The organism is Moorena sp. SIO3I8 (assembly GCF_010692325.1).
Taxonomy (GTDB): domain Bacteria; phylum Cyanobacteriota; class Cyanobacteriia; order Cyanobacteriales; family Coleofasciculaceae; genus Moorena.
The window spans coordinates 41,589-65,650 of record NZ_JAAHHW010000031.1; the positions used below are offsets into that span (position 1 = coordinate 41,589).

Sequence of the window (24,062 nt, forward strand, 5' to 3'; positions counted from 1 at the left end):
AGGACTAAGCTCGTGAGCCCAGAAACTATTGTTAACAATCCCTCGCCACCGGCAGAGTCAGCTCCGGCTGGGGGGGCACCTTATGACCTAACTGCATTCGATGCTAGGGTCATGAAAACCTATGGACGCTTTCCTATTGCCTTAGAGCGGGGTGCCGGTTGCCATGTCTGGGATACTTCTGGGCGAGACTATCTTGACTTTGTGGCAGGGATTGCTACCTGTACCTTAGGTCATGCTCACCCAGTTGTGGTAGAAACGGTAATTAAGCAAATCCAAAAGCTAAACCATGTTTCCAATCTCTACTACATTCCAGAGCAAGGGGCATTAGCGAAGTGGCTCATTGACCATTCTTGTGCAGAACGAGTATTTTTCTGTAACTCGGGAGCGGAGGCTAATGAAGCTGCTATCAAACTGGCACGGAAATATGGCCACACTGTGCTCGATATTGAACAGCCAGTGATTTTGACCGCTCAGGCCAGTTTCCATGGGCGAACCTTGGCAACAATCACGGCAACTGGCCAGCCTAAGTACCAGAAAAACTTTGACCCCTTGGTACCTGGATTCGAGTACGTACCCTACAACGATATTCAGGCACTGGAAAATGCGATCGCAGATATTGATGAGGGAAATCGGCGAGTAGCAGCAGTGATGCTCGAACCATTGCAGGGAGAAGGGGGTGTTCGCCCAGGAGACCTAGACTACTTCCAGCAAGTTAGAAAGATCTGTGATCAAACTGGCATCCTGCTGATTCTAGATGAAGTCCAGGTGGGTATGGGTCGCACTGGTAAATACTGGGGCTATCAGAATCTGGGAATAGAGCCAGATATCTTCACCAGTGCTAAGGGATTGGCTGGTGGCATTCCCATTGGAGCGATGATGTCTAAGAAATTCTGTGATATCTTCCAACCGGGAGAGCACGCTAGCACCTTTGGTGGTAATCCCTTTGTCTGTGCAGTCGCCCTATCTGTAGGAAAAACCTTGGAACAGGAGAATATTTTGCAAAATGTTCAGGTGCGGGGTGACCAGCTGCGCACCAGACTGAGAGCGATCGCTCAAAAATATCCCCAAGTTATTGAAGAAGTGCGAGGCTGGGGTCTAATTAATGGGCTTGTACTAAAATCAGATATTGATCTAACTTCAGTGGATGTGGTTAAAGCTGTGATGGAACGGGGTTTGTTGTTGGTACCAGCAGGACCAAAGGTAGTTCGCTTTGTTCCACCCCTAATTGTCTCAGCCGGTGAAGTTGACCAAGCAGCTCTTATTGTAGAGCAAGCCTTACAAGCTTTAACTTAACCGTTAACCCTCAACCGTCAACTATCAACAATCTCGATAATCTTGACTTTAACTTGACCCTCACCTAACTGAATTTGTAGTTCTTCTCCAGGAGTCAAATTTTCTGTAGACGAAGCAATGGTTCCGTCTGGGGTACGCACTAGTGCATAGCCTCGTTTTAGGACTTTTTGAGGGTCAAGGGTATTGAGCTTTTCCTTGAGCAGTTGACAGTGCTGGACTCCTTGGCTCAAACGCTTTGAGGTCACTTGCAACAATCGCTGATGCTGAAATGCGTTCCCATTTTGTTCCTGGTGTAGTTGTTGGTCTAGACCTAGGTGTCGTAATCGTGTGCGTAGATGGTGCAGTTTATGGCGAGATGCCTCTGTGATTTGAGTCACGGCTTGATAAAGGCTAGTCCGCCGCTGTTGATGTTCAGCATAAAGGGTAATCAGTTCTGGTACAGCTTTTTCCGCTGCTGCTGTAGGGGTGTGAGCACTGTGATCAGCTACTAAGTCAGCTAAGGATTCATCCCGTTGATGACCAATACCAGTGATCACCGGTATTGAGCATTGAGCAATTGCTCGCACCACCCGTTCATCATTGAAACAAGCTAAATCCTCTGATGCTCCACCCCCTCTAGCTAATATCAGCAGTTTGGCTCTGCCATCCCCCTCGACTCGATCAATAGCGTTAACTATTGATGCGATCGCAAGTTCCCCCTGAACCTGAGCTGGTGAAAGTAAGACTCGTAAACCAGGATACCGTTGCTTTAGTGTACGTTTAATATCTCCCCAAGCGGCAGCTTGGGGGGAGGTAACCACAGCAATAGTTTCAGGATGAATCGGCAGGGGGCGCTTTCGTTGTGGGTCAAATAATCCTTCTGCTTCAAATCGTTGACGTAATTGGCGTGAGCGCAAGGCTTGCAACCCCTCACCCGCCGGTAAGGCTTGCCAAACATTTAGCTGATACTGTCCCCGCTGAGGATAAACTCGGAGGCTGCCCAAAATAATCAACTGTTCTCCTAGTGCTGGTACCTGCACCAGCTTGCTTAACTGGCTCCTCCAGGCTACACATTGTATAGTAGCTTTGGCATCTGGGTCTTGGAGGGTAAAAAACATCCCTTTTGGATGGTTGTTGCTACTAGAAACTTCTCCAATCACCCAAACTCTATGGAGTTGGTTATCTTCCTCTAACAACTCTTGGATATAGTCGGTTAACCCAGCAACCGACAAAATTGCTTCTGAGAATAGGGAATTGATTAGAGATGAGGCCATTGTTAAGCTAATCGTCTATTAAATTAATAATTTTTCACATAATGCTGTTGAATGTTGTTTAGTGACTCAACAAGGGTTTTGTTGATTCTATGTAACCAATTTTATTTAAATTCTGAACAAAAGTATTTCCTAGTGGGTAGCCCATGCCAAGACTTGTGCCCTTAGCAACTGACAAAATCTGACTAGTTCCTTTACAAGGAAGTACTTTTGTACTATAATTTACCCAAGTCACTGATCCTCCTCAACATTCCTACCCAGCTTAACCAAGCAGTGTTGCAGAGAGCTGAAGGACTTTCAACCGTTAGAATGGATCAGTAATTATACTCTGGCCTTATCCTTGCATTTGAGATCCAGGAGGCTTGAGCAACACCAATCTTAACAAGGGATGGGATTTACCTGACCGTTGGCCTAATATAGAGTATTAGTCAAATCGGTAAAGAGCCCTAATTTCAATAAAATTAAAATTCACACCACAGCTCTTATAGAGCGATAACTTAGAATCCAAACTACCTAACCAGTCCCGATACAGTAAACTTTTTGAGGCATCCATGGCTACCCCAATCACAAACAGTCCCGAAAAAGAAAAAGCTCTGAACCTGGTACTAAAACAAATTGAGCGTAATTTTGGTAAAGGTGCCATCATGCGCTTGGGTGATGCCACCCGGATGAAAGTGGAAACAATTCGGAGTGGGGCAATTACCCTAGATTTAGCCTTGGGGGGTGGTCTGCCAAAAGGTCGCATTATTGAAATTTATGGTCCAGAAAGCTCTGGGAAGACAACCCTAGCTTTGCATGCCGTTTCAGAAGTGCAAAAATCTGGGGGAGTTGCAGCGTTTGTTGATGCAGAACACGCCCTTGATCCTACCTACTCTGCCGCTTTGGGGGTTGACATCGCCAACCTTTTAGTATCTCAACCTGACACAGGGGAATCAGCCCTAGAAATTGTGGATCAGCTGGTTCGTTCTGCTGCAGTCGATATCGTTGTTATTGACTCCGTAGCCGCTTTGGTACCCCGTGCAGAAATTGAAGGGGAAATGGGTGATAACCAAGTGGGTTTACAGGCGCGGTTGATGAGTAAAGCGCTGCGCAAGATTGCTGGTAACATTGGTAAATCTGGGTGTACTGTTATTTTCCTCAATCAGCTACGACAAAAAATCGGCATCACCTATGGTAGCCCAGAGGTGACTACTGGTGGTAATGCACTTAAGTTCTATGCTTCAGTTCGCCTGGATATTCGTCGAATTCAAACCCTGAAAAAATCTAACGAGGGCGAATATGGGATTCGTGCCAAAGTCAAAGTTGCCAAAAATAAAGTTGCCCCTCCTTTCCGCATCGCAGAGTTTGACATTATTTTTGGCCAAGGGATTTCCCGCTTAGGGTGTTTGGTGGATTTAGCAGAACAAACCAAAGTCATTCTGCGCAAGGGAGCCTGGTACAGCCACAATGGGGACAATATTGCTCAAGGTCGGGATAATACAGTTAAGTATTTGGTTGAACATCCCGAGTTTGCTGAGAATATTGAGCAGCAAGTACGTCAGCAACTCGACATGGGAGCAGTAGTTTCAGCTAACTCAGTGGCTCCTATGGATAGCAAGGAAGCGGATAGCTTAGAAGCAGGAGATGAGGAAGCTTAATCTATCAGCGATCAGCTTGTCGCTTATCAGCTATCAGCCAAAGGCCTGTGGCCAAGCTACACCGAACAGCTTTTGAATAAAATAAGCTGACCGCTGACCGCTGATCGCTAAATGCTTAAAATTCACTTTTCTTGAGTGTACTTTCTCATCAAAAAGCGGTCTAAAATTTATAACTGCTGAGCCGGAGTGACCTAATCGGATCCAGAAGAGAGCCTATGCTCACCATGGCTTTGATGATACTCTTCTCCTACTAGTATACCTGAGATTCCTCTTTGGCTCAAAGGAGTATCATGGTTTTCCTGCTATATTTTTCGTTCTGCCTTATTTTCCAAGCGAAATAGCCAAACCATCAAGATAACTACACCAATTTGCAGAGCCAAGTTAGGCATGGCAGTAGCTACAGATTTCCCAGCAGCTAACTGGGCTAGAAAAACCATTGCACCGATAAAACCAGAGGCACCGAAGGCAATATAGATAAACTTTCTTAAGCCTCGGTAGGGATGTTGAGCTTCTGCTTTTAGCCTGGCATACTTCTCTGGATTTATTTTTGGCCGAGAGACTTTGGGATTGGGGTCAGGATTTTTTGAGTTCGAGTTTGTCATTAATGTTTTACCCTAACTTAGCTGACTGATTTGCTATTGCTATAGTAATATTTGCTATATTAATAAACTGGTGCCGATGTAGCTCAGTGGTAGAGCATTCGATTCGTAATCGGACGGTCGGCGGTTCAAATCCGCTCATCGGCTTTGGGTAAGCATAGAGCTATCAGTTATCAGCTATCAGTTATCAGCTATCAGCTATCAGCTTCGGGCCTGTGGCCAAGCTACACTGAACAGCTTTTGAATAAAATCAGCTGACCGCTGACCGCTGACCGCTGACCACTGACTGTTGACCACTGACCACTGACCACTGACCGCTGACCGCTGACCGCTGACCGCTGACTGCTTACCCACTGATATTAGTTTTAAGGATATTAAAGCTCAAATGGGAGCCACCTTTAGGTATGATCTTAAAAAAGTATGAAGTTAATCGTGTAGCGAGGTAAGATGGTTTTTGATCTAGATTCCAAATTCTAGAACTTTCACCATTAGACCAATGTCTCACCTACTTCTTCATCTTCCGTATTTCATATCTTCTTGGGAGAACTCAACATGGTAACCCTCAAAATCATTGTTTATATAGTCGTTAGCTTCTTTATTGCCTTATTTGTCTTTGGATTCTTGTCAAACGATCCATCTCGTAACCCTAAGCGGAAGGATTTCGAGTAAATAGCGATCGGCCAACTAGAGATAGCCACAGCTCTTTAACACGGGACTATACAGACAAAACCACGCTCTTAGAGGAGGGTGGTTTTGTATTTGTGGTTAATTATTGTAATATGGGCTGTCTTTGTCGATAACCGATTTGGAACTACAATCTTGGGGATTGAGTCAAGGATTGTTGGTCTGAATAGTAAAACACCAGACAATTAGTGAAAAATGCCCCAGCCAGTTCAGCCGCCGGTCGTACCCGCAATTATTCAAACCGTTAAACCTTCCCAGACCACTAGCCACCTAGATGAATTATCTCAAACCATAACCGTTTCGGCACAGTACCAAAAACAGCAAAACCAGGTACTGCTCAAACCCTACCCCACAGGAGAGCTCAAGATTGAGGCTTTCCCAATATTAGCCACAGACAAAAGCGCTGCTAGCTTAGGTCCACCCATTTCCCCAGCAGTTGGCCAGACCTTGCCAAGGATAACAAACAGCCAAGACAATTGGCAACTAGGGCAAGGACAACAGTGGCAACAAGCTCTTCTAAAACTAGGAATCAAGCAACCACTCAATCCTGATTTAACGTCCTTACTCAAGAGTCCAACTCCAGAAGCACCATCAACTCTGGAACCGGAATTTTCTACTAGGGTTTCTCCTAGGTTTTCCTCATCGGTTACTTCTGAGACACCCGTTGCTGATTCTGGGTATGATTCCGCCCCCCTAGCCCCCCAGCGAGCAATCCCTCGCTGGGGGGAACAAAACCTTCAAAGTCCCCTGCCCCCCTCACCCCCCAATTTTGGGGGGAATTATCGGACTTCAATTGAGCAACGCCAACCTGATCGCCAAGCTGATAGCCAACCTGAGATTAAACCTGAGCCTGGGAATCAGGAAATATTCTTTGCTGTCAAATCCTACCCCAAACCATGTTCTACTCTTGAAACCTTACCGAATCCAGATGAATCCTTGAGTATCAATTCCAATTGCCCTTTGCCAATTGCTAGAAGCAAGCGCATTATAGCTCAAGAGCGGGGGGGAGAGACTAGAGAGTTTGAGTTAATCATCCCTGAACAATCTAACCCAGCTTCCCTAGACGAGACTGCACCACCATCAGACCAAGACTTGTCTCAACCCCAATCTGGTTCCGAGTTAGATTCCGAGGTTACTGCTCCTACAATTACCTTCGATACCAATGAGCAGCTAGACATACTTGAGCTGACTTCAGACCGTCAGGAGTATGACCAAACCAGACAAGTGATTACAGCGGTGGGCAATGTTACCTTGCGGTTCCAAGATGCCTTACTAGAAGCTGACCGTCTGCAAGTCAACTTGCCTACTCGGATTGTGGTTGCGGATGGGAATGTGGCTCTGACCCGTGGTAACCAGGTGCTAGAGGGAGAGCGCTTTGAGTATTATTTTGTTCAAGATACTGGTGTGGTTTTCAAGGCTAGGGGAGAATTTGTCAGAGCAAGTTCAGATTCTGGGCCACCCCCCCCAACTCAACCGGTCAGTCGCAGAATTATTAATAGCCAGCCCTTAACTGGAATTAGTAATCCTGGAGCCTTTGCCATTGAGTTTGGTGCTCGGGTTATTCCCAATGCTGAAACTGGGACAAGCACAACAACCATAGAATCCCCAGAAATAGAAGGGACTATCAATAGATTCCGCTATGAAGCCGACCGGGTGGAGTTTGACGGGTTAGAAGGAGTTGCTACTAATGTCAGAATTACCAACGACCCCTTTTCCCCACCAGAGTTGGAGTGGCGCACCAGAAATGCTCGATTTAGACGGATTTCCCCAGAAGTAGATGAAGTAGTTGCCAAGAATCCTCGACTGGTTTTTGATCAAGGGTTTTCCTTGCCTACATTTCGTGAACGGTTTGTGATTGACCGCCGTGAGCGGCAACCGAGTTTATTGGATTTTGGGTATGATGATGACGACCGGGGTGGTGTGTTTATTCAGCGTGGCTTCAAGATAGTTGAAACTCCCTCGGTCAGGTTTAGTCTAACACCACAGTTCTTTCTTCAAAAAGCTATTCTTGGAGACAATGATGAAGATGAGAACAATGATGCAGAAGGTGGTGGCGTAATCGATCCGGCTAACTTTGGTTTGCTTGTTGACCTCGATGCTACCTTAGGTCCACGCACTACACTAGTAGGTTCCGCAGCACTCACTAGTCTGGATCCTGAGGATTTAGAAAACGAAACTAGGGGGAGTTTGCGCCTCCGACAAACTATTGGTAACACCTACCCTCATCGCTTGACCTTAGAAGCTAGCTACCGCGATCGCCTTTTTAACGGGTCTTTGGGTTTCCAAACCGTTCAGAGTAGTATTGGGGGTATATTTGAATCACCGACAATTCCCTTAGGGAAAACTGGCTTGACTATTCGATATCAAGCTGGCGTTCAGCGCATTAATGCTAACACAGATCGAGTAGACTTGCTACCTCTGCCACCTCGGGATAACAATCGGATTAATTTGACCCGTTATCAAGGGAGTGCAACCTTAACTTGGACACAACCCCTTTGGCAAGGTAAAATCTTGCCAGCAACTGCTGAAGAAGGTATGCGCTATACACCAGCACCACTGCTTCCCAATATTCAACTGAATTCATCCATTACGGGTGTTGCTAGTGCCTATAGTAACGGTGATTCTCAAGAGTTTCTCCGTGGGAACATTGGCTTAACTGGGCAATTCGGTCATTTTTCTAAACCGTTTCTGGACTATACGGGTTTTAATATCAGCTATAGTCAGGTAGCTTTAGGAAATACATCACCATTTTTATTCGACCGAGTTGCAGATACTCGTATTCTTAATGCTGGTATTACCCAACAACTCTATGGTCCCTTTCGAGTGGGTTTTCAGACTTCCCTAAATTTAGATACTAATCAGGAAATTAGTACTGATTTCTTTTTAGAGTATTCTCGTCGAAGCTACAATATTTTATTGCGCTATAATCCAGTTCAACAACGGGGTTTAGTTGGTTTACGAATTAATGATTTTAATTGGACAGGTGCAACGGAGCCTTTTGATACGTTTAGCAACAGCTGGGAGGATGATTAGGGAGTCGGGAGTCGGGAGTCGGGAGTCGGGAGTCGGGAGTCGGGAGTCGGGAGTCGGGAGTCGGGAGTCGGGAGTCGGGAGTCGGGAGTCGGGAGTAGGAGTAGGAAGTAGGGTGAAGCAAATCGAATGGCTCTGATAGTTATCAGAAACGTTAAAATTATTTGTGTGGAAATATAAACCCTACCAAATTAAGCTCCTGGATAGGTTGGGCATCTCCAATGAAGACTCATAAGCATCGGTCAGTCTGTGGGAAATTAAAGAAGCGGTTAAATGCAGTTAAACGCTTCTTTAATTCCCCTAAAATTCGTCATAGCAGCACCACACAACCCATACATCTTACGCTTGGAGAGCCTTATGCTCCCTACAAACCTCCCTCAACTACTCAGGCACCTAACCACAGCTACGGCGTAAGTAATCTTACCTGGCCCCCTGGTTATCGGCTACAGAACGGTAAGTACACCATCGAAACAAAACTAGGAGAAGGTGGGCTGGGTATTACCTATTTAGCCCGAACTAAAACAGGCGATCGCATAGTTATCAAAACTATCCTTAATGATGTACTCCGGCAAGATAATTTATTAGAATTTTGGAAAATTTTCGCCAATGAAGCCGTAAAATTAGCCCAATGTAGCTGTGGTAATCCTCATCTAGTCCGCTTATCTGAAGAAATTATCCGAGAAGGTGAACTACCCTGCCTAATCATGGAATACATCGAGGGGGAAACCTTGTCGGCTCTGGTGGAACGGCAGGGTTTCCTCTCAGAAGAGCAAGCCTTGCTTTACATCCAGCAAATTGGTAGCGCCCTCTGGGACATTCATCAGCAAGGCTTGCTCCATCGGGATGTTAAACCTAATAATATCATGGTGCGGAACAATGGTTCTGGTGCGGTGTTGATTGATTTGGGTATTGCCACTAAGTTTGTCCCTGGGGTTAAACAAACTTATCTGTGTGCCCTAACACCAGGTTATGCTCCTCTGGAACAATATGAGTGGCGAGCGCAACTCGGTCCCTACACCGATGTTTATGCTTTGGCCGCTACCTTGTATGTGCTCTTAACTGGAAATGAACCAGTAACAGCTGACGAGCGGGTTGAGGGAGCTGTATTACCACCACCAAACCATCTTAATCCCCAGATTAGCGATCGCATAAATCGAGCCATTCTCAAGGCCATGAATTTGGTGGCAAGGGATCGCCCTCAGTCTATACCAGAATTTTTAAACTTACTGGGTATTAAGTTACCAACAAATAATAACAACTATAATAGCACAAATAGCACCAATAATCAACCACAGACAACTGCTCAAGTTGGAGACTTTTATCTAGAACGTCTCCAAGATGCTGAGTGTTATCAAAAGATTTTACAACCAGGAGCGCTAATTCGGATTAAAGCACCGAAGCTGATGGGGAAAACGTTACTCAGTAATCGGATTCTTAGTTATGCTAAGTCTCGGGGTTATCGCACGGTTTATTTGAATCTGAATCAGTTACCTTGCCATGATTTGGATGTATTTTTACAGTCGTTTTCCGTGCGATTTGGTGACAATTTGGGCTTATCAGACCAGTTGGATAATTATTGGAGTAAACGGTTATATAGTAAGGTGAATTGTCAACGATATTTTGAGCAGTATCTGTTACCGTCTTTATCCAGTCCTGTAGTTTTGTGCTTGGATGAAGTAGACCGAGTGTTTCCTCATCCAGAAGTAGCTGGAGAATTTCTAGGGTTGCTGCGCACGTGGCATGAGGATGCTAAAAATAATCAACTTTGGAAAAACCTGCGGTTGATTGTGGTTTATTCTACGGAAGTTTATATTGAATTGGATATCAATCAGTCTCCTTTTAATGTGGGAGAAGCAGTAGAGTTATCGGACTTTGATTTAAACAATATTCAGAGTTTAGCTGGGCGCTATGGCTTAAGTTTATCTATTGAATCAGGGCAAAAATTAATGGGTATGGTAGGCGGACATCCTTATTTATTGAAGCTAGCTTTCTCTACTCTTAGCAAAAATACAAACATGACCATAGAGCATCTGTTAGAAACCGCCCCGACAGAATCAGGAATTTATCGTCATCATTTGCGAGAACTTTTAAATAATCTAATTCTCCATCCCAATTTACTAAACCCTTTCAAAAAGTTACTGACAACTACTAAAGCTGTGCGTCTGGATTATAAGGAAACGTATCTGTTAGAAAGTCTGGGATTAGTCAGAGCAATCGGGAACGATTGTATTCCTCGATATAATTTGTATCGTCAGTATTTTAGTAACAGGATTTTATAGATAGGGAGCAGGGAGCAGGGAGCAGGGAGCAGGGAGCAGGGAGCAGTGAAATAGGAAGAGTAAATAAATCCTGTAAAACTCTATAACTATATCATCAAATCCAATACTGTATCCCTTTAGCATAAAACCAAATACTACTCCAATATCTTCACTACTGTTCTCTATTCCCTGTTCCCTGTTCCCTGTTCCCTGTTCCCTGTTCCCTATTCCCTACTCCCTACTCCCTACTCCCTACTCCCTTTCCTACCATGAGCAACCAATCAACAATCTACCAAGTTGGCGGAAGTTTACCTCAAGATGCCACAACTTATGCCCTGCGAAAAGCTGATACCGAAATTTTTCAGGCTTTAATGGCTGGGGAATTTTGTTATGTGCTCAACTCGCGACAGATGGGTAAATCGAGTTTGCGGGTACGAACTATGAAGCGTCTCCAGGAAGCAGGAGTAGCCTGTGGTTGTATCGATTTTACCATGATTGGGAAAGAGAATATACCGGTAGAAATGTGGTATTCAAGCTTGATAGTGATGCTCGTGGATGAGTTTAAGCTATCAAGTAAGTTTGATGAAGAAGCTTGGTTTAGAGATACAGAACACATCGCTCCATTGTTAGGGTTTGGCAAGTTTATTGAATCGGTATTGTTGGCAACTATTTCGGAAACTATTGTTATATTTCTAGATGAAATTGACAGTATTATTAAAGTAGCGTTTAAAGATGATTTCTTTGCCTTTATTCGCAGTTGTTATAACAAACGAGCCGAAAATCCTGTCTACAATCGCCTGAGTTTTTGTTTGCTGGGAGTAGCAACTCCAGCGGATTTGATTCAGGATAAACAGCGCACTCCGTTTAATATTGGTCGGGATATTGAACTGACTGGCTTTACCTTTGAGGAGGCGAAAACACCACTGCTCCCTGGTTTGGTAGGGAAAGTGGATAATCCTCAACAGGTGTTAGGTGAGATATTGACCTGGACAGGGGGACAACCGTTTCTGACCCAGAAGTTGTGTAAGTTAATGGTGGAGCATCAACAGGCTTCCCCCTTATTAAGGGGGACGGGAGGGGGATCCATCCACAGCACTTCGGGATTGCGATCCCCCCTAACCCCCCTTAACCAGGGGGGAACTGGAGTTGAGGGCACTTCTGGAGGGGAATCGAACCATGCTCAAGCTTCCCCCTTATTAAGGGGGACGGGAGGGGGATCCATCGATAACACTTCGGGATTGGGATCCCCCCTAACCCCCCTTAACCAGGGGGGAACTGGAGTTGGGGGAACTTCTGGAGGGGAATCTAACCCTGCTCTGGCTTCCCCCTTATTAAGGGGGACGGGAGGGGGATCCATCGATAACACTCCGGAATTGGGATCCCCCCTAACCCCCCTTAACAAGGGGGGAACTGGAGTTGGGGGAAATTCTGGAGGGGAATCGAACCATGCTCAAGCTTCCCCCTTATTAAGGGGGACGGGAGGGGGATCCATCCACAGCACTCCGGAATTGGGATCCCCCCTAACCCCCCTTAACCAGGGGGGAACTGGAGTTGGGGGAAATTCTGGAGGGGGATCCATCCACAGCACTTCGGGATTGGGATCCCCCCTAACCCCCCTTAACAAGGGGGGAACTGGAGTTGCACAGGTCGCCCGTAGCCAGATTATTGACAATTGGGTATCTCAGGATAAGCCAGAGCATTTAAAGACTATACGCGATCGCATTCTCAGAAATGAGCAACGGGCTGGTAGGCTGTTGGGATTGTATCAGCACGTATTAGATCACGGTGGTATTGCCGCTGATGGCAGTGAGGAACAGACAGAATTAAGGCTATCGGGGTTGGTAGTGGAGCGGGATGGCTGTTTGAGGGTTAACAACCGGATTTATGGCAGTGTTTTCGATCGGGATTGGGTTAAGCAGGAATTAGCTAGACTGCGTCCCTACTCTGAAGCCTTTAGCGCTTGGGTTGAGTCTGGATGTAAGCATGAATCCCGTTTGTTGCGGGGGGTGGCTTTACAGGATGCTCAAGCTTGGGCTAGGGGTAAACGTTTGAGCGATTTAGATTATCAGTTTTTAGCTGCTGGTCAGGAATTAGACCGCAAGGTATTGGCACAAGAAAGTCGAATATTAGCTAAAGCCAATGATACCTTAACTCAAGCTCAAACGAAAGCGAAGCAAACCATGCGGATAGGGGGTTTAACACTGGGTTTGTTCTCAGTTGTAGCAATAATTATTGCTATAGTGACTGGTATCTACGCTGAGGAACAAGTTAAGAAAGCACAGAAAGGTACGCGACTAGAACAACAAGGGGTTAGTATTTTACGACGGTTACCAGGGGATAATGGTTACTATGGCAATCGAGAGCTTTTATACTCAGCCATGGAGACTGGGCAACAACTATATAATATCGTGAAAGATGGTCGCCCCCTGGATAACTATCCTGCTATTAGTCCTCTCTATGCTTTACAGCAGAGTCTTAGTAAATTCAAAGAAAAGAGAAGATTTAAAGGAAATCAAGCCTGGGCATGGAGTGTAAGTTTTAGCCCAGATGGTAAAACCCTGGCTACCGGGTTATACGACAATACGGTCAGACTATGGGATTTACAGGGCAATCAATTAGCAATTTTTGAAGGACATCAATCCTGGGTAAATAGTGTAAGTTTTAGCCGAGATGCTAGGATGCTTGCTTCTGCATCAAAGGACAATACGGTCAGACTATGGGATTTGCAGGGAAAGCAATTAGCTGTTTTGAAAGGACATCAATCTTCGGTCAATAGTGTCAGTTTTAGTCCCGATGGTCAGATACTCGCTTCTGGCTCAGACGACAATACGGTCAGAGTCTGGGATTTGCAGGGAAATCCATTAGCTGTGTTTGAAGGACATCAATCCTCAGTCAATAGTGTCAGTTTTAGTCCCGATGGTAACAGGCTTGCTACGGCATCATACGACAATACGGTCAGAGTCTGGGATTTACAGGGCAATCAATTAGCTGTGTTTGAAGGACATCAATCCTCAGTAAATAGTGTCAGTTTTAGCCCCGATGGTAACAGGCTTGCTACGGCATCATTGGACGAAACAGTCAGACTCTGGGATTTACAGGGAAAGCAATTAGCACTGTTTAAAGGACATCAAAACTCGGTCAATAGTGTCAGTTTTAGTCCCGATGGTAAAACCCTGGCTACGGCATCAGTGGACGATACTGTCAAACTCTGGGATTTACAAGAACATCCATTAGCACTGTTTCAAGGACATACTGATTCGGTAAGTAGTGTCAGTTTTAGCCGAGATGGTAAAACCCTGGCTACCGCATCAGCGGACAAAACAGTCAGACTCTGGGATTTACAGGGCAATCAATTAGCACTGTTGAGAGGACATCAAAAAGGGGTATCAAGTATAAGGTTTAGCCGAGATGGTAAAACCCTGGCTACCGCATCATCCGACACAACTGTCAGACTCTGGGATTTAAAAGGAAATCCATTAGTTGTGTTGAGAGGACATCAAGACTCGGTAGAAAGTGTACATTTTAGCCCCGATGGTAACAGGCTTGCTTCTGGATCATGGGATGGAACTGTCAGACTCTGGGATTTACAGGGAAATCCATTAGGTGTATTGATAAGATATCAAGCCCCGGTAACTAGTGTCAGTTTTAGCCCCGACGGTAAAACCCTGGCTACCGCATCATCCGACACAACTGTCAGACTCTGGAATTTACAGGGCAATCCCTTAGCTGTGTTTAAAGGACATCAAAACTCGGTCAATAGTGTCAGTTTTAGTCCCGATGGTAAAACCCTGGCTACGACATCAATGGACAATACGGTCGTCAGACTCTGGAATTTACAGGGAAATCCATTAGGTGTGTTGAGAGGACATCAAGACTCGGTATTAAGTGTAAGTTTTAGTCCCGATAGTAAAATGCTGGCTACGGCATCAGCGGACAAAACAGTCAGACTCTGGGATTTACAGGGCAATCCATTAGCTGTTTTTCAAGGACATCAAGACTCGGTATTAAGTGTAAGTTTTAGCCGAGATGGTAAAATGCTGGCTACGGCATCTTACGACCATACTGCCAGACTCTGGGCCGTTGAAGATTTAGGTGAGATGCTGGCTCGGGGCTGTCAGTTGCTTGAAGGTTACTTTTTGGATCATCCTGAATCCTTAGATAGCTTAAAGAAATGCCAAGATTAAGATGGCAAAATAGCTGCAGCTTCTGGTTTTGTTAAACAAGGTGAGAAGTTAGCGAAAGAGGGGGATGTGGATGGTGCTATTGCTAAGTTCCAAAAAGCCCAAGAATGGAATCCGGAGCTAGAATTAGAGCCAGAGGCAAAGGCAAAAGCGATCGCTCTTGTTGCAAAAGGTGAGGAGTTAGGAGCACAGGGGGATGTTGATGGTGCTATTGCTAAGTTTCAAGAAGCCAAAGAATGGAATCGGGAGCTAGAATTACAGCCAGAGATAAAAGCTAGACAGCTAGCAGTACCCGCTAAAGTTAAACAAGGTGAGCAGTTAGCTAAAGAGGGTAAATTAACCAAAGCCCTATCTCTCTATAAACAAGCACAACAACTAGATCCAAACCTAGACATTGATGCTGATTCTTGGAACAATCTCTGTTGGTTTGGTAGCCTCCATGGATATGCTGCTGATGTAATGGATGCTTGTGAAAAAGCAGTGGCAAAAGAACCTGAAAATGGAGGAATAAAGGATAGTCGTGGTTTGGCTAGGGCTTTGACTGGGGATACCCCAGGAGCGATATCAGATTTTCAGGCATTTGTAGACTGGACTTGGGATGATAATGAGTTGAAAGCAGAACGGCAACAATGGATAGATGAGCTCCGGGCTGGTAAGAATCCTTTTACGGAAGAGGTGTTGGAGGGTTTACTTGAGGAGTCATGGTAGGGAAGGCAATAGGCAAAAGGCAAGAGGCAAGAGGCATCTTGCTGTGGAACTGGCATCTTGCCAGTGTCATGCTTATTGTCGGGCGGGCATCTTGCTGTAGAACTGGCATCTTGCCAGTGTCATGCTTATTGTCGGGCGGGCAGGATGCCCACTCTACTGATATTGATTAGGCAAGAGGCAAGAGGCAAGAGGCAATAGTTTCCCTGCTCCCGATTCCCGACTCCCGATTCCCGACTCCCGATCAGTTTTTTACAAAATTTTTCAAAATATGTTATAATAAAAGGTTATTTGTGCTATACTATAAAGGTGGGCGCTGAGACGCCCAGAGTCAAGAGCTAGCCCGGCGAAAGTCCAAAATCTACGGGCTAGCTCTGGCTCCCCTAAAAAAGGAGACAGTTTGATTATGAGTTATTCGGAACGCCTTCATCCATGGGTGGTCATTAGGCTATTACCCGAAATGCAGCGAGTTGTTGTTGCTCGCTTTCGCAACCGGTCGGATGCGGAGGGACATTTATGGGCCCTGAAGCGATTAATGCCTGATGCGAAATTTGTGATTGTATTCGATGTCGGTAATAATCCGATGGATGAGGAATCCTAGGGCTTTACATCGTAAGTATTCAGTGATCACTGATAGCTGATCACTGATAGCTGAATGCTGATAGCTGAATGCTGATAGCTGAATGCTGATCATTGATATAGCAATCCGTGTAGGAATGCCGAGAATTTTGATGCCATATTCCCGACTCCCGATTCCCGTTCCCCTCCTGGGAGGGGTTAGGGGTGGGTTCCGACTCCCGACTCCCGATTCCCGATTCCCTGTTCCCTTTTTTCAAAATGGCCACAACCGTTGCAGCAACCGCCAAATTTTAACCACTAGCTCTTCTATCCAAAGCATGGTGATGTCTAACCACTCCAACACTCGTTCTAAAGGATGCTTAATATATCCTTCTGGAGTTGCTTTAGTTTCAATCCATTCTTGATTTGGCTCTACATCACTATCGTTTCTAGAGTTAGCGATCGCATTATTTTCTTCTCCCTTATATCCTTTAACCTGGGTGCTACCAGACTTAACAACTGCTAGCGGTTGATCTTGATATTCTTTGGAAGTAGTTTTTCCTAAATTATCCTGAATTTGGGACAGGTCTGGTGATTTTTCAGTCCTGGAATTTTTATTCTGGCTGATAGATGGTTTTGGTTGAACTTTTGAAGATTTAGTTCTCGAAATAATTAGCTTACCTGGAGCCTTTAGTAAGTTCAGGTATCGCTTAAATAGAATCCAAATAGACTTTTCTGACTTCACAGGAATTTTGCTGTTGAATCCTTCTGGTAACTGATGTCTAGATTTACTATTAGCAACCGGTGATTGTGCCTGATTTCCGGAGTTGGAGGTTGAGGAAGATAAATTTTCGGGCTGGTCAGATCCATCTGGGTTGCCCCATAAATCATTATCGGATAACCAAGGATCAAGTTCATCTGATTTAGACCGAGATGGTGTTGAGGTGGATGGTATTAATGACGGGGAAAGTGGAGGGGAATTATCTCCTGATAGCTGATGGGCTTCTGGGTATAAATTATCCCTGTTTCCTCCTGGTAAACCCTCTCCAGAACCAGAAAGAATTTGGGATTGCTCTGAGGAACCACTCAAAGTAAAGTTAGATGATGTTCTGCCAAAGAAGTAGTCAATAGCAGCATAGATTAAGCTTAAGAGTTTAAATCGGTTAGTTTCAGACCCTGCCGTTACCTCCTCTGAGCTATCACCCTTAATAAATGGTTTTTGTAGGGCTTGCATCAGCTGATTAGTACTCTGGCGCAGGGTTAGGGGGATTTGCTTACTCAGTTTAACCACAACTTCCGATCGTTGTACTAATTGGTGTGATTCCAGTTCCAGGAATTTGTTATCCAGGGAAGTTAATAGGTTCTCAATTGGGTTAGAAGGTAATAGATTGAGTGGTTTGGAAGGTTTAGGTTGTCGGTGCTCAGAGGTGGCTGATTGACGGTTGGAAACAGCTGGGATGATCCTCGATTCCCCGAACAGATTAATTGCGATCGCTACAGGACTAGTTTGCACCCAGGCCATTAATCGCCAGAATAGCCTGATGGGTGGAAAAATAGGGGGGTGATCTAAGGTAGCAAGGGAAGGGGATGCTTTTTTGCCGTCTAACGAGTGGGCTAAACGCCATTTACGCAGTAAGTCAGCCAGCTCCCAACTGATTCTGGATGCTAGTTTGTGCTGCTGCTGGGGTGTCAATATATCCAGAATTTGATTTTCCACTGTCACCAGCACTAGACCCCGGTTGTCCAATAAACAAGCCACTCCCTTAATTAGCATATGCTCATTAGTCGCGGGTTTAGCTGGGGTTACAGCTTGCCCGTTATATAGGCTTACAGGTTCCTGGTTATTTAGGGATGTTCCCCTTTGCCGTTCCAGTAGGATAGGTTGCCCGTTATTTAGGGTTACAGCTTGCCCGTTAGACGGTTTTAGGTTGTCTAGATCAGCTTCAAGGGTAAACTTGCCAAGGTTCAACTCTTGTAGCACTCGCTGAATTGCTGTATCTGCTTCTGGCGGTTTTTCCTGGGGCTGGGCGTGGCTAAATGTGCTTAATTGGGGCAATCCAGCTTTTACCGAAGAAGAAATCTGACGCCCAGCGGATAAACTAGCTTGCACCAGCAGGTAAACCGGATAAAGTAAAATTTGCCCTCCCCATACCCCTGCAACTTTTAAATGCCGTATTGTACGTTGAATTTGGTCAGCAAACCGTTGAGATTGTCGATTGATAAAGTTAAACAATCTACTGCGATAGGGACCTTTGGCAGGGGAAGACATGATGATTATTGCTTGGGTGAGGGATTAGCTAGCTGATAGACATTGAAGCTGCATATATAGCAATTATTATTTGGGTGAGGTACAGAGTTGTGGGTTTTAGGGAGCAGGGAGCAGCGAGCAGGGATTAGGTAAGAGGGCAGAGGTAAAAAATTTTGTGTACCTCATAGTTATGAGAAACGCTATATACCAGGAAGTGGTTATGGGTTGACAGTTGATGGTTAACGGTTAACTGTCAATAAACCACAAATAACAAATTAATGATAACCTGTTGCGTATTTAAAATTGGATATTATTCCCTTATCAAAAAAACCGTCAAACCCTCTCCCCTGCTCGCGAAGCTCCCCTGCTCTGATCACAAGAGAATTTAAATGAAGACTAGCTGATCAGGTACACAGGATTGTTTCCCGATTCCCAATTCCCGATTCCCGATTGCCGATTCCCGATTCCCGATTCCCGATTCCCGATTCCCGATTCCCTGCTCCCTCCCAGAACGAAAGTACCTCACCGAATTGAAAACCGCTGTAAATGAAATGGATCAGATTAGGCTTATTGATGGGATTAATCATGCGATCGCAAAACTCCGTGCTTTAACTCAAACCAATGTTCAGCAGGGTTGGCGATACTGTAAAGAAGATATTCCTTATCCTGTGGCCACTCAACCAGAGTGCTGGAACAATTGGTCAATAGCCCAACGTAATGACAAGGATTACATTACTTGGTCTGCTGGAAGACAAGTGATCTGGTTGAGTCAACGATTCCTAGTGCCCCAGGATTTGCAGCGCTATCCTTTAGCTGGCTTAGGATTACGTTTGGTATTGACGTGGTGGGCAGAATCGGCTCAGATTTTTGTCAACAGTCAGCTGGTACAAGAGGGGGATTTATTTGATTCCTCCACACGGATGCTGCTAAATCCAGCAGTAGTGCCAGGGGAAGAGTTTGCCGTAGCCCTCAGGTTGGTTAGTCCTGGTCATGATATCGGCGGATTAATGCGATCGCAAATCCTCTACGAAGCCACCAATGATATCGATCCAGGCTTTGTAGCTGATGAATTGACTGTCTTACAAAAGTATAGCGCTAGTTTTGATCCAGAACAATTAGGGACTCTAGCTAAGGCTGTGGCTGAGATTGATTGGGAAATGGTGTCACAGCCGACAGAATTTATGCGATCGCTTACCCGATTGCGCCAACAACTCAGTACAATTGAAAATTCAAACTTCAGAATTCAAAATAGTCAAAACTCTATCCAAATGCTAGGTCATGCTCACCTTGATTTGGCTTGGTTATGGCCAGTCAGCGAGACCTGGGACGTAGCTGTGCGTACCTTTGAATCAGTATTAAAGCTACAGCAAGAATTTCCAGATTTCACCTTTTGCCATACCACCCCTGCCCTTTATGCTTGGATAGAACAGCATCGCCCTGATTTATTTAAACGGATAAAACAACAAGTTGCAGCTGGTCGTTGGGAAATTGTGGGGGGGATGTGGGTAGAACCGGAATTAAACCTAATTGATGGTGAATCAATAGTCCGACAAATCCTCTATGGTCAACGTTACGTCCAGAAAACCTTCGGTCAGTTAACCACAGTGGCATGGGTAACGGATAGTTTTGGCTTCTGTTGGCAACTACCTCAATTACTCAAACAGGGTGGAATTGACTACTTCGTGACCCAGAAGCTGCACTGGAACGATACCACCAAATTTCCCTATGGTGCTTTCTGGTGGCAGTCTCCCGATGGCAGCCAAATCTTCAGCCTGATGTCTCCCCCTAACGTTGCTGGTGTGATGGATACAAATCCCATTACTATGGCAAGCTACGCCATTGATTGGGAAATTCAAACCTCACTCAAGGAGGCATTTTGGTTACCTGGTGTCGGAGATCATGGCGGTGGTCCCACCAGGGATATGTTACAAGTAGCAAGACGTTGGCAAAAATCCCCATTCTTCCCAAAGCTGGAATTTACCACCGCCAGTGAGTATTTGTTGTTCGCGAAGCGTGGCCTTTTGGCCAAGGTTAGCGGGTTGAAGGTTAGTAGGTTGAAGGTTAGCAGGTTGTTCGCGTTCGCGCAGCGTCGGCTTTGCCGAAAGCGTGGCCTTTTGGCCAAGGTTGCAGGTTGTATTGAGAACCTTAGTGTCGGAAGTGTGGGGGAAGAAGAAATCAGAACAGAGGACAGCGGAGGGGGGAAAGGCCAAAGCCAAACCACTAAAGAGATTCCGGTCTGGAATGATGAACTCTATCTAGAATTCCATCGGGGTTGCTATACCACTCACGCTGACCAAAAGCGCTATCTACGTCGTTGTGAGGGGTTATTGTACCAAGCAGAACTGTTTGCCGCCCTGAAAACCATTGCGACAGGACAAGCCTATCCTAAGACTGAACTGGAGGAAGCCTGGAAAAAGGTGTTATTTAATCAGTTTCACGATATCTTACCAGGAACATCGATTCCGGAAGTCTTTGTAGACGCTAATCAGGCTTGGCAGGAAGTCGAGGAGGTGACAGGGGAGATATTAGAGGAATCATTAAATGCGATCGCATCCAAGATCACCCTGCCACCACCACCGAAACCCCATGCTCAAGCCATTATTGTCTTTAATCCTCTCAATTGGCAGCGTTCAGAAGTAATTGCTATTTCTTTAGCTATTTCTTTACCTGTTTCTTTACCGGTCGGGTCAATCGAATGGGAAGTGTATGACTGTTTTGGGGAAAAGATAGTCTCTCAAGTTAAGCACGATCAAGCCCAGCACATCCAAAACCATGACAATAACAATGACAATCTCTCCTATTCTCAAATAGAATTGCTGTTTCTAGCCAGTAATATTCCTTCGGTAGGATATCGTGTTTTTTGGTTGTGCAGCAATACTGAGCACTTGAAGTTAGAGCTACGTCCCGATTCCCGATTCCCGATTCCTGATTCCCGATTCCCGATTCCCGATTCCCGATTCCCGTTCCCCTCCTGGGAGGGGTTAGGGGTGGGTTCCAATCCCCGATTCCCAATTCCCGATTCCCAACTCCCGATTGAAGATTTCGTATTAGAGAATCAATACCTACGAGTGGTGGTAGACCCAGAAACTGGAGATTTAAGTAGTGTCTTCGATCAGGTTAATCAGCGGGAAGTGCTTAGTGGTCCTGGAAATCAGCTACAAGCTTTCGAGGATAGTGGTCAATATTGGGATGCATGGAATATAGACCCAAATTATGCTGACCATCCTTTGCCGAGCACTGAGCTGATCGGGATCGAGTGGATTGAAACAGGAGTATTGCGTAAGCGTTTGCGAGTGGTGCGTCGGCTAATGCGATCGCAATTTTCTCAGGACTATATCCTTTCAGCTGAATCTCCAGTACTCAAGATTGCCACTACCGTAGACTGGCAGGAACGCCATTTATTAGTCAAAGCTGCGTTTCCATTAGCCATTGATGCCGATTATGTGTCCTATGAGATGCCTTGTGGGGTAATTCAACGTTCTACTCGACCCCAAACCCCTGCTGAGCAAGCTAAATGGGAAGTACCTGCTCTGCGTTGGGCAGACTTGAGTGATCAAACCTATGGTGTCAGTTTGCTTAATGATTGCAAATACGGCTATGATGCCCAGGCTTCCCAATTACGTCTAACATTGCTTCGCTCTCCCACTTGGCCCGATCCTGAAGCTGATCAAGGCATCCACCAATTCACCTATGCTTTGTATCCTCATCAAGGCAATTGGCGTTCTGCAGATACGGTTAAGCTAGCATACCAGCTTAATTTACCATTTCTAGGGTTACTTTGGTCTCCCGCTAATAGTTCTATTTTCAGTAATAATGTCAGTAATAATAGTAGACCTTCTTTACCATCAACCGGACAACTATTGGATTTGTCAGCTAAGACTCTAATTTTGATGGCACTTAAACAATCCGAAGATATCCCTGATCAATGGATTCTCAGGTGCTATGAATCTCATGGGGAGTCAGCGAATTTATCCTTAGTGAGTGATTTGGGATTAAAAGTAGTTCACCCAGTTGATTTATTGGAAAGACCTGTTAGTTTATCAGAAGCATCAGCTGATGGAAAAGTAGTTAAGATAGAGCCTTGGAAAATAACTAGTTTGGCAGTTAAATTAATAACCTAGAAGGGAGTCGGGAGTCGGGAGTCGGGAGTCGGGAGTCGGGAGTCGGGAGCTATAAAAATTTTTCCTATCTCGCTATCTCGCTATTTCCCCATCTCCCCATCTCCCCATCTCCCCATCTACCCATCTCCCCATCTCCCCATCTCCCCATCTCCCCATCTCCCCATCTCCCCATCTCCCCACACTTCCCACACTTCCGACACTTCCCACACTCTTCTGTTACTATTTCCTAATCTGAACTGGCATAATCAAATAAGTCATCTTCAATCCCCCTAGAGGCATAAAAATCACAGGACTATTAGCTTCATTCATCTGAATTTGAATATCAGAGGTATAAAGCGCCTTTAAGCCATCAATTAAGTACTTAACATTAAAAGCAATTTCCAAACTATCACCCGATATTTGAACTTCCATTGACTCCCGACCACTACCCAAATCTTTTGCCTCTACCGAGAGGTGAAGCCGCTGGTTAACACTATCGATATTAAACTTGACAATATTATTTTTCTGATCAGCCAACACTGCAATCCGTTCTACTGCACTCAGTAATTGACGGCGATCGAGAATGATCTGACGCTGAAAGTGTTTGGGAAGCAGCTGATGATAGGAAGGGTACTGTCCTTCCAGAGTTCGGCTTGTTAAACGCTGTTCTCCCCCTTGACAAACAATCTGACCAGGTTCAAACTGAATCGCAATAATATCCTGAGCTTCAGCCTTAGATACTATCCGCTCCAACTCCCGTAACGCTCTAGCTGGTAACGTAAATTCTACGGGTAAATCATGATCATCCAATTCTTGGGTAGCTTCAGTCGTTGCACTTTCCTCTATTCTCCGATTAGTTTCCACAACTGCTAGTCGGTGACCATCGGTAGCAGCAAATTCCAATTTGTCCGACTGTACAGTAAGGTGAACCCCCGTCAGCACTTGCTTAGTTTCATCAGAACTAGTGGCAAATAAAGAACCCTGCAATCCAGCCTTTAAGACTTCTACAGGAATATGAACCGCAACGGATGTGTTAACTTCCGGCAGCTCGGGGAATTCCTCAGAACTCATACCTCGAACCTGATAACGTCCGGTAGCCGAGGTTAAGGTGACAATCAGGCTATCACTGTCTGTACCTTTCCCATCATCCTCTAGAGTAATTTCCCCTGAAGGTAGACGGGAAACAATATCATTGAGCAGTTTGGCTGGCAGGGTAATTTCCCCTCCTGTCTCAACGTCAGCATTAAAGCTAGTCTGGATACCCACGCTAAGGTCGAAAGCAGTTAGTAGCACCCGCTGATTTTTTTGGTCTGCTTCTAACAAAACATTTCCCAGCACAGGATGAGTAGGGCGAGAAGGCACTACCCGACTCACTAGTGAAAGGTTTGTATTGAGGTCACTTTGACTGCAAACCAGTTTCATGATTGGTTTCGTAATGGGGCTTGCTTTAGTAAGAAACTATAGTACTCGATTACTAATCTTTGTACAAAACCACCTCAAAAACCTAAGCATTCAGCGG

19 protein-coding genes and 1 tRNA gene are annotated in these 24,062 nt (G+C 45.3%); 12 read left to right on the forward strand and 8 right to left on the reverse strand.

What is annotated here, in order from left to right; translation table 11 throughout:
- Window positions 1–12 precede the first annotated feature (12 nt).
- Entirely contained in the window at window positions 13–1,293 is a 1,281-nt protein-coding gene (locus F6K51_RS14665; protein ID WP_293021316.1) for an aspartate aminotransferase family protein, read from the forward strand.
- A 17-nt stretch (window positions 1,294–1,310) separates the two neighbouring features.
- On the opposite strand, the gene xseA is transcribed toward F6K51_RS14665, so the two are convergent.
- Entirely contained in the window at window positions 1,311–2,546 is a 1,236-nt protein-coding gene (xseA, locus tag F6K51_RS14670; RefSeq protein WP_293021318.1) for an exodeoxyribonuclease VII large subunit, read from the reverse strand.
- A 548-nt stretch (window positions 2,547–3,094) separates the two neighbouring features.
- On the opposite strand from xseA, the gene recA reads away from it, so the two are divergent.
- Complete coding sequence (recA, locus tag F6K51_RS14675) at window positions 3,095–4,180, forward strand: recombinase RecA (RefSeq protein WP_293021320.1); 1,086 nt, start codon at window positions 3,095–3,097, stop codon at window positions 4,178–4,180.
- Between the two features lie 302 nt (window positions 4,181–4,482).
- Here the strand turns inward: recA and F6K51_RS14680 are convergent, their stop codons facing one another.
- Entirely contained in the window at window positions 4,483–4,782 is a 300-nt protein-coding gene (locus F6K51_RS14680) for a DUF3493 domain-containing protein (RefSeq protein WP_293021322.1), read from the reverse strand.
- A 72-nt stretch (window positions 4,783–4,854) separates the two neighbouring features.
- Between F6K51_RS14680 and F6K51_RS14685 the strand changes: the two genes are divergently transcribed.
- Window positions 4,855–4,926 (forward strand) — tRNA-Thr (locus tag F6K51_RS14685).
- Between the two features lie 54 nt (window positions 4,927–4,980).
- Here F6K51_RS14685 and F6K51_RS14690 read toward each other — a convergent pair.
- On the reverse strand, window positions 4,981–5,133 hold the full coding sequence (locus F6K51_RS14690) for a hypothetical protein (protein ID WP_293021324.1): 153 nt from the start codon (window positions 5,131–5,133) through the stop codon (window positions 4,981–4,983).
- Between the two features lie 198 nt (window positions 5,134–5,331).
- On the opposite strand from F6K51_RS14690, the gene F6K51_RS14695 reads away from it, so the two are divergent.
- Both F6K51_RS14695 and F6K51_RS14700 read left to right on the forward strand, forming a co-directional pair.
- On the forward strand, window positions 5,332–5,448 hold the full coding sequence (locus F6K51_RS14695) for a photosystem II reaction center protein I (RefSeq protein ID WP_293021326.1): 117 nt from the start codon (window positions 5,332–5,334) through the stop codon (window positions 5,446–5,448).
- A 210-nt stretch (window positions 5,449–5,658) separates the two neighbouring features.
- A complete protein-coding gene (locus tag F6K51_RS14700) occupies window positions 5,659–8,496 on the forward strand; it encodes a DUF3769 domain-containing protein (RefSeq protein ID WP_293021327.1) in 2,838 nt (945 codons plus the stop codon).
- Here the strand turns inward: F6K51_RS14700 and F6K51_RS14705 are convergent.
- Window positions 8,471–8,617, reverse strand: coding sequence for a hypothetical protein (locus tag F6K51_RS14705; protein ID WP_293021328.1), 147 nt, complete (start codon window positions 8,615–8,617; stop codon window positions 8,471–8,473). The genes F6K51_RS14700 and F6K51_RS14705 overlap by 26 nt on opposite strands.
- A gap of 97 nt (window positions 8,618–8,714) precedes the next feature.
- On the opposite strand from F6K51_RS14705, the gene F6K51_RS14710 reads away from it, so the two are divergent.
- Complete coding sequence (locus F6K51_RS14710; RefSeq protein ID WP_293021329.1) at window positions 8,715–10,772, forward strand: AAA-like domain-containing protein; 2,058 nt, start codon at window positions 8,715–8,717, stop codon at window positions 10,770–10,772.
- On the opposite strand, the gene F6K51_RS14715 is transcribed toward F6K51_RS14710, so the two are convergent.
- The gene (locus F6K51_RS14715) at window positions 10,767–10,895 is read right to left on the reverse strand and encodes a hypothetical protein (RefSeq protein ID WP_293021330.1); all 129 of its coding nucleotides are present in this window, start codon (window positions 10,893–10,895) and stop codon (window positions 10,767–10,769) included. The two genes, F6K51_RS14710 and F6K51_RS14715, sit on opposite strands and share 6 nt — an antisense overlap.
- A 125-nt stretch (window positions 10,896–11,020) precedes the next feature.
- Here F6K51_RS14715 and F6K51_RS14720 point away from each other — a divergent pair, with 125 nt between their 5' ends.
- From F6K51_RS14720 to F6K51_RS14735, 4 genes are all read left to right on the forward strand, one after another.
- Entirely contained in the window at window positions 11,021–14,935 is a 3,915-nt protein-coding gene (locus F6K51_RS14720; protein ID WP_293021332.1) for an AAA-like domain-containing protein, read from the forward strand.
- Between the two features lie 66 nt (window positions 14,936–15,001).
- Window positions 15,002–15,640, forward strand: a complete 639-nt coding sequence (locus F6K51_RS14725) for a hypothetical protein (protein WP_293021333.1) — start codon at window positions 15,002–15,004, stop codon at window positions 15,638–15,640.
- Complete coding sequence (locus F6K51_RS14730; RefSeq protein WP_293021335.1) at window positions 15,634–15,810, forward strand: hypothetical protein; 177 nt, start codon at window positions 15,634–15,636, stop codon at window positions 15,808–15,810. Before F6K51_RS14725 ends, F6K51_RS14730 begins: the two co-directional genes overlap by 7 nt.
- A gap of 233 nt (window positions 15,811–16,043) precedes the next feature.
- Complete coding sequence (locus tag F6K51_RS14735) at window positions 16,044–16,238, forward strand: hypothetical protein (RefSeq protein ID WP_293021336.1); 195 nt, start codon at window positions 16,044–16,046, stop codon at window positions 16,236–16,238.
- A gap of 40 nt (window positions 16,239–16,278) precedes the next feature.
- Here F6K51_RS14735 and F6K51_RS14740 read toward each other — a convergent pair whose 3' ends face one another.
- Together F6K51_RS14740 and F6K51_RS14745 are read right to left on the reverse strand one after the other, a co-directional pair.
- Window positions 16,279–16,482 carry a hypothetical protein gene (locus tag F6K51_RS14740; RefSeq protein ID WP_293021337.1) on the reverse strand — a complete coding sequence of 68 codons (204 nt, stop codon included), beginning with the start codon at window positions 16,480–16,482 and terminating at the stop codon, window positions 16,279–16,281.
- Entirely contained in the window at window positions 16,470–18,464 is a 1,995-nt protein-coding gene (locus tag F6K51_RS14745; RefSeq protein WP_293021339.1) for a hypothetical protein, read from the reverse strand. Before F6K51_RS14745 ends, F6K51_RS14740 begins: the two co-directional genes overlap by 13 nt.
- Before the next feature lie 397 nt (window positions 18,465–18,861).
- Here F6K51_RS14745 and F6K51_RS14750 point away from each other — a divergent pair, with 397 nt between their 5' ends.
- Together F6K51_RS14750 and F6K51_RS14755 are read left to right on the forward strand one after the other, a co-directional pair.
- Window positions 18,862–18,993, forward strand: coding sequence for a hypothetical protein (locus F6K51_RS14750; protein WP_293021341.1), 132 nt, complete (start codon window positions 18,862–18,864; stop codon window positions 18,991–18,993).
- 1 nt (window position 18,994) lies between these two features.
- Window positions 18,995–22,564, forward strand: a complete 3,570-nt coding sequence (locus F6K51_RS14755) for an alpha-mannosidase (protein WP_293021343.1) — start codon at window positions 18,995–18,997, stop codon at window positions 22,562–22,564.
- 219 nt (window positions 22,565–22,783) lie between these two features.
- Here F6K51_RS14755 and dnaN read toward each other — a convergent pair whose 3' ends face one another.
- A complete protein-coding gene (gene dnaN / locus F6K51_RS14760; RefSeq protein WP_293021345.1) occupies window positions 22,784–23,965 on the reverse strand; it encodes a DNA polymerase III subunit beta in 1,182 nt (393 codons plus the stop codon).
- Between the last annotated feature and the right edge of the window lie 97 nt (window positions 23,966–24,062).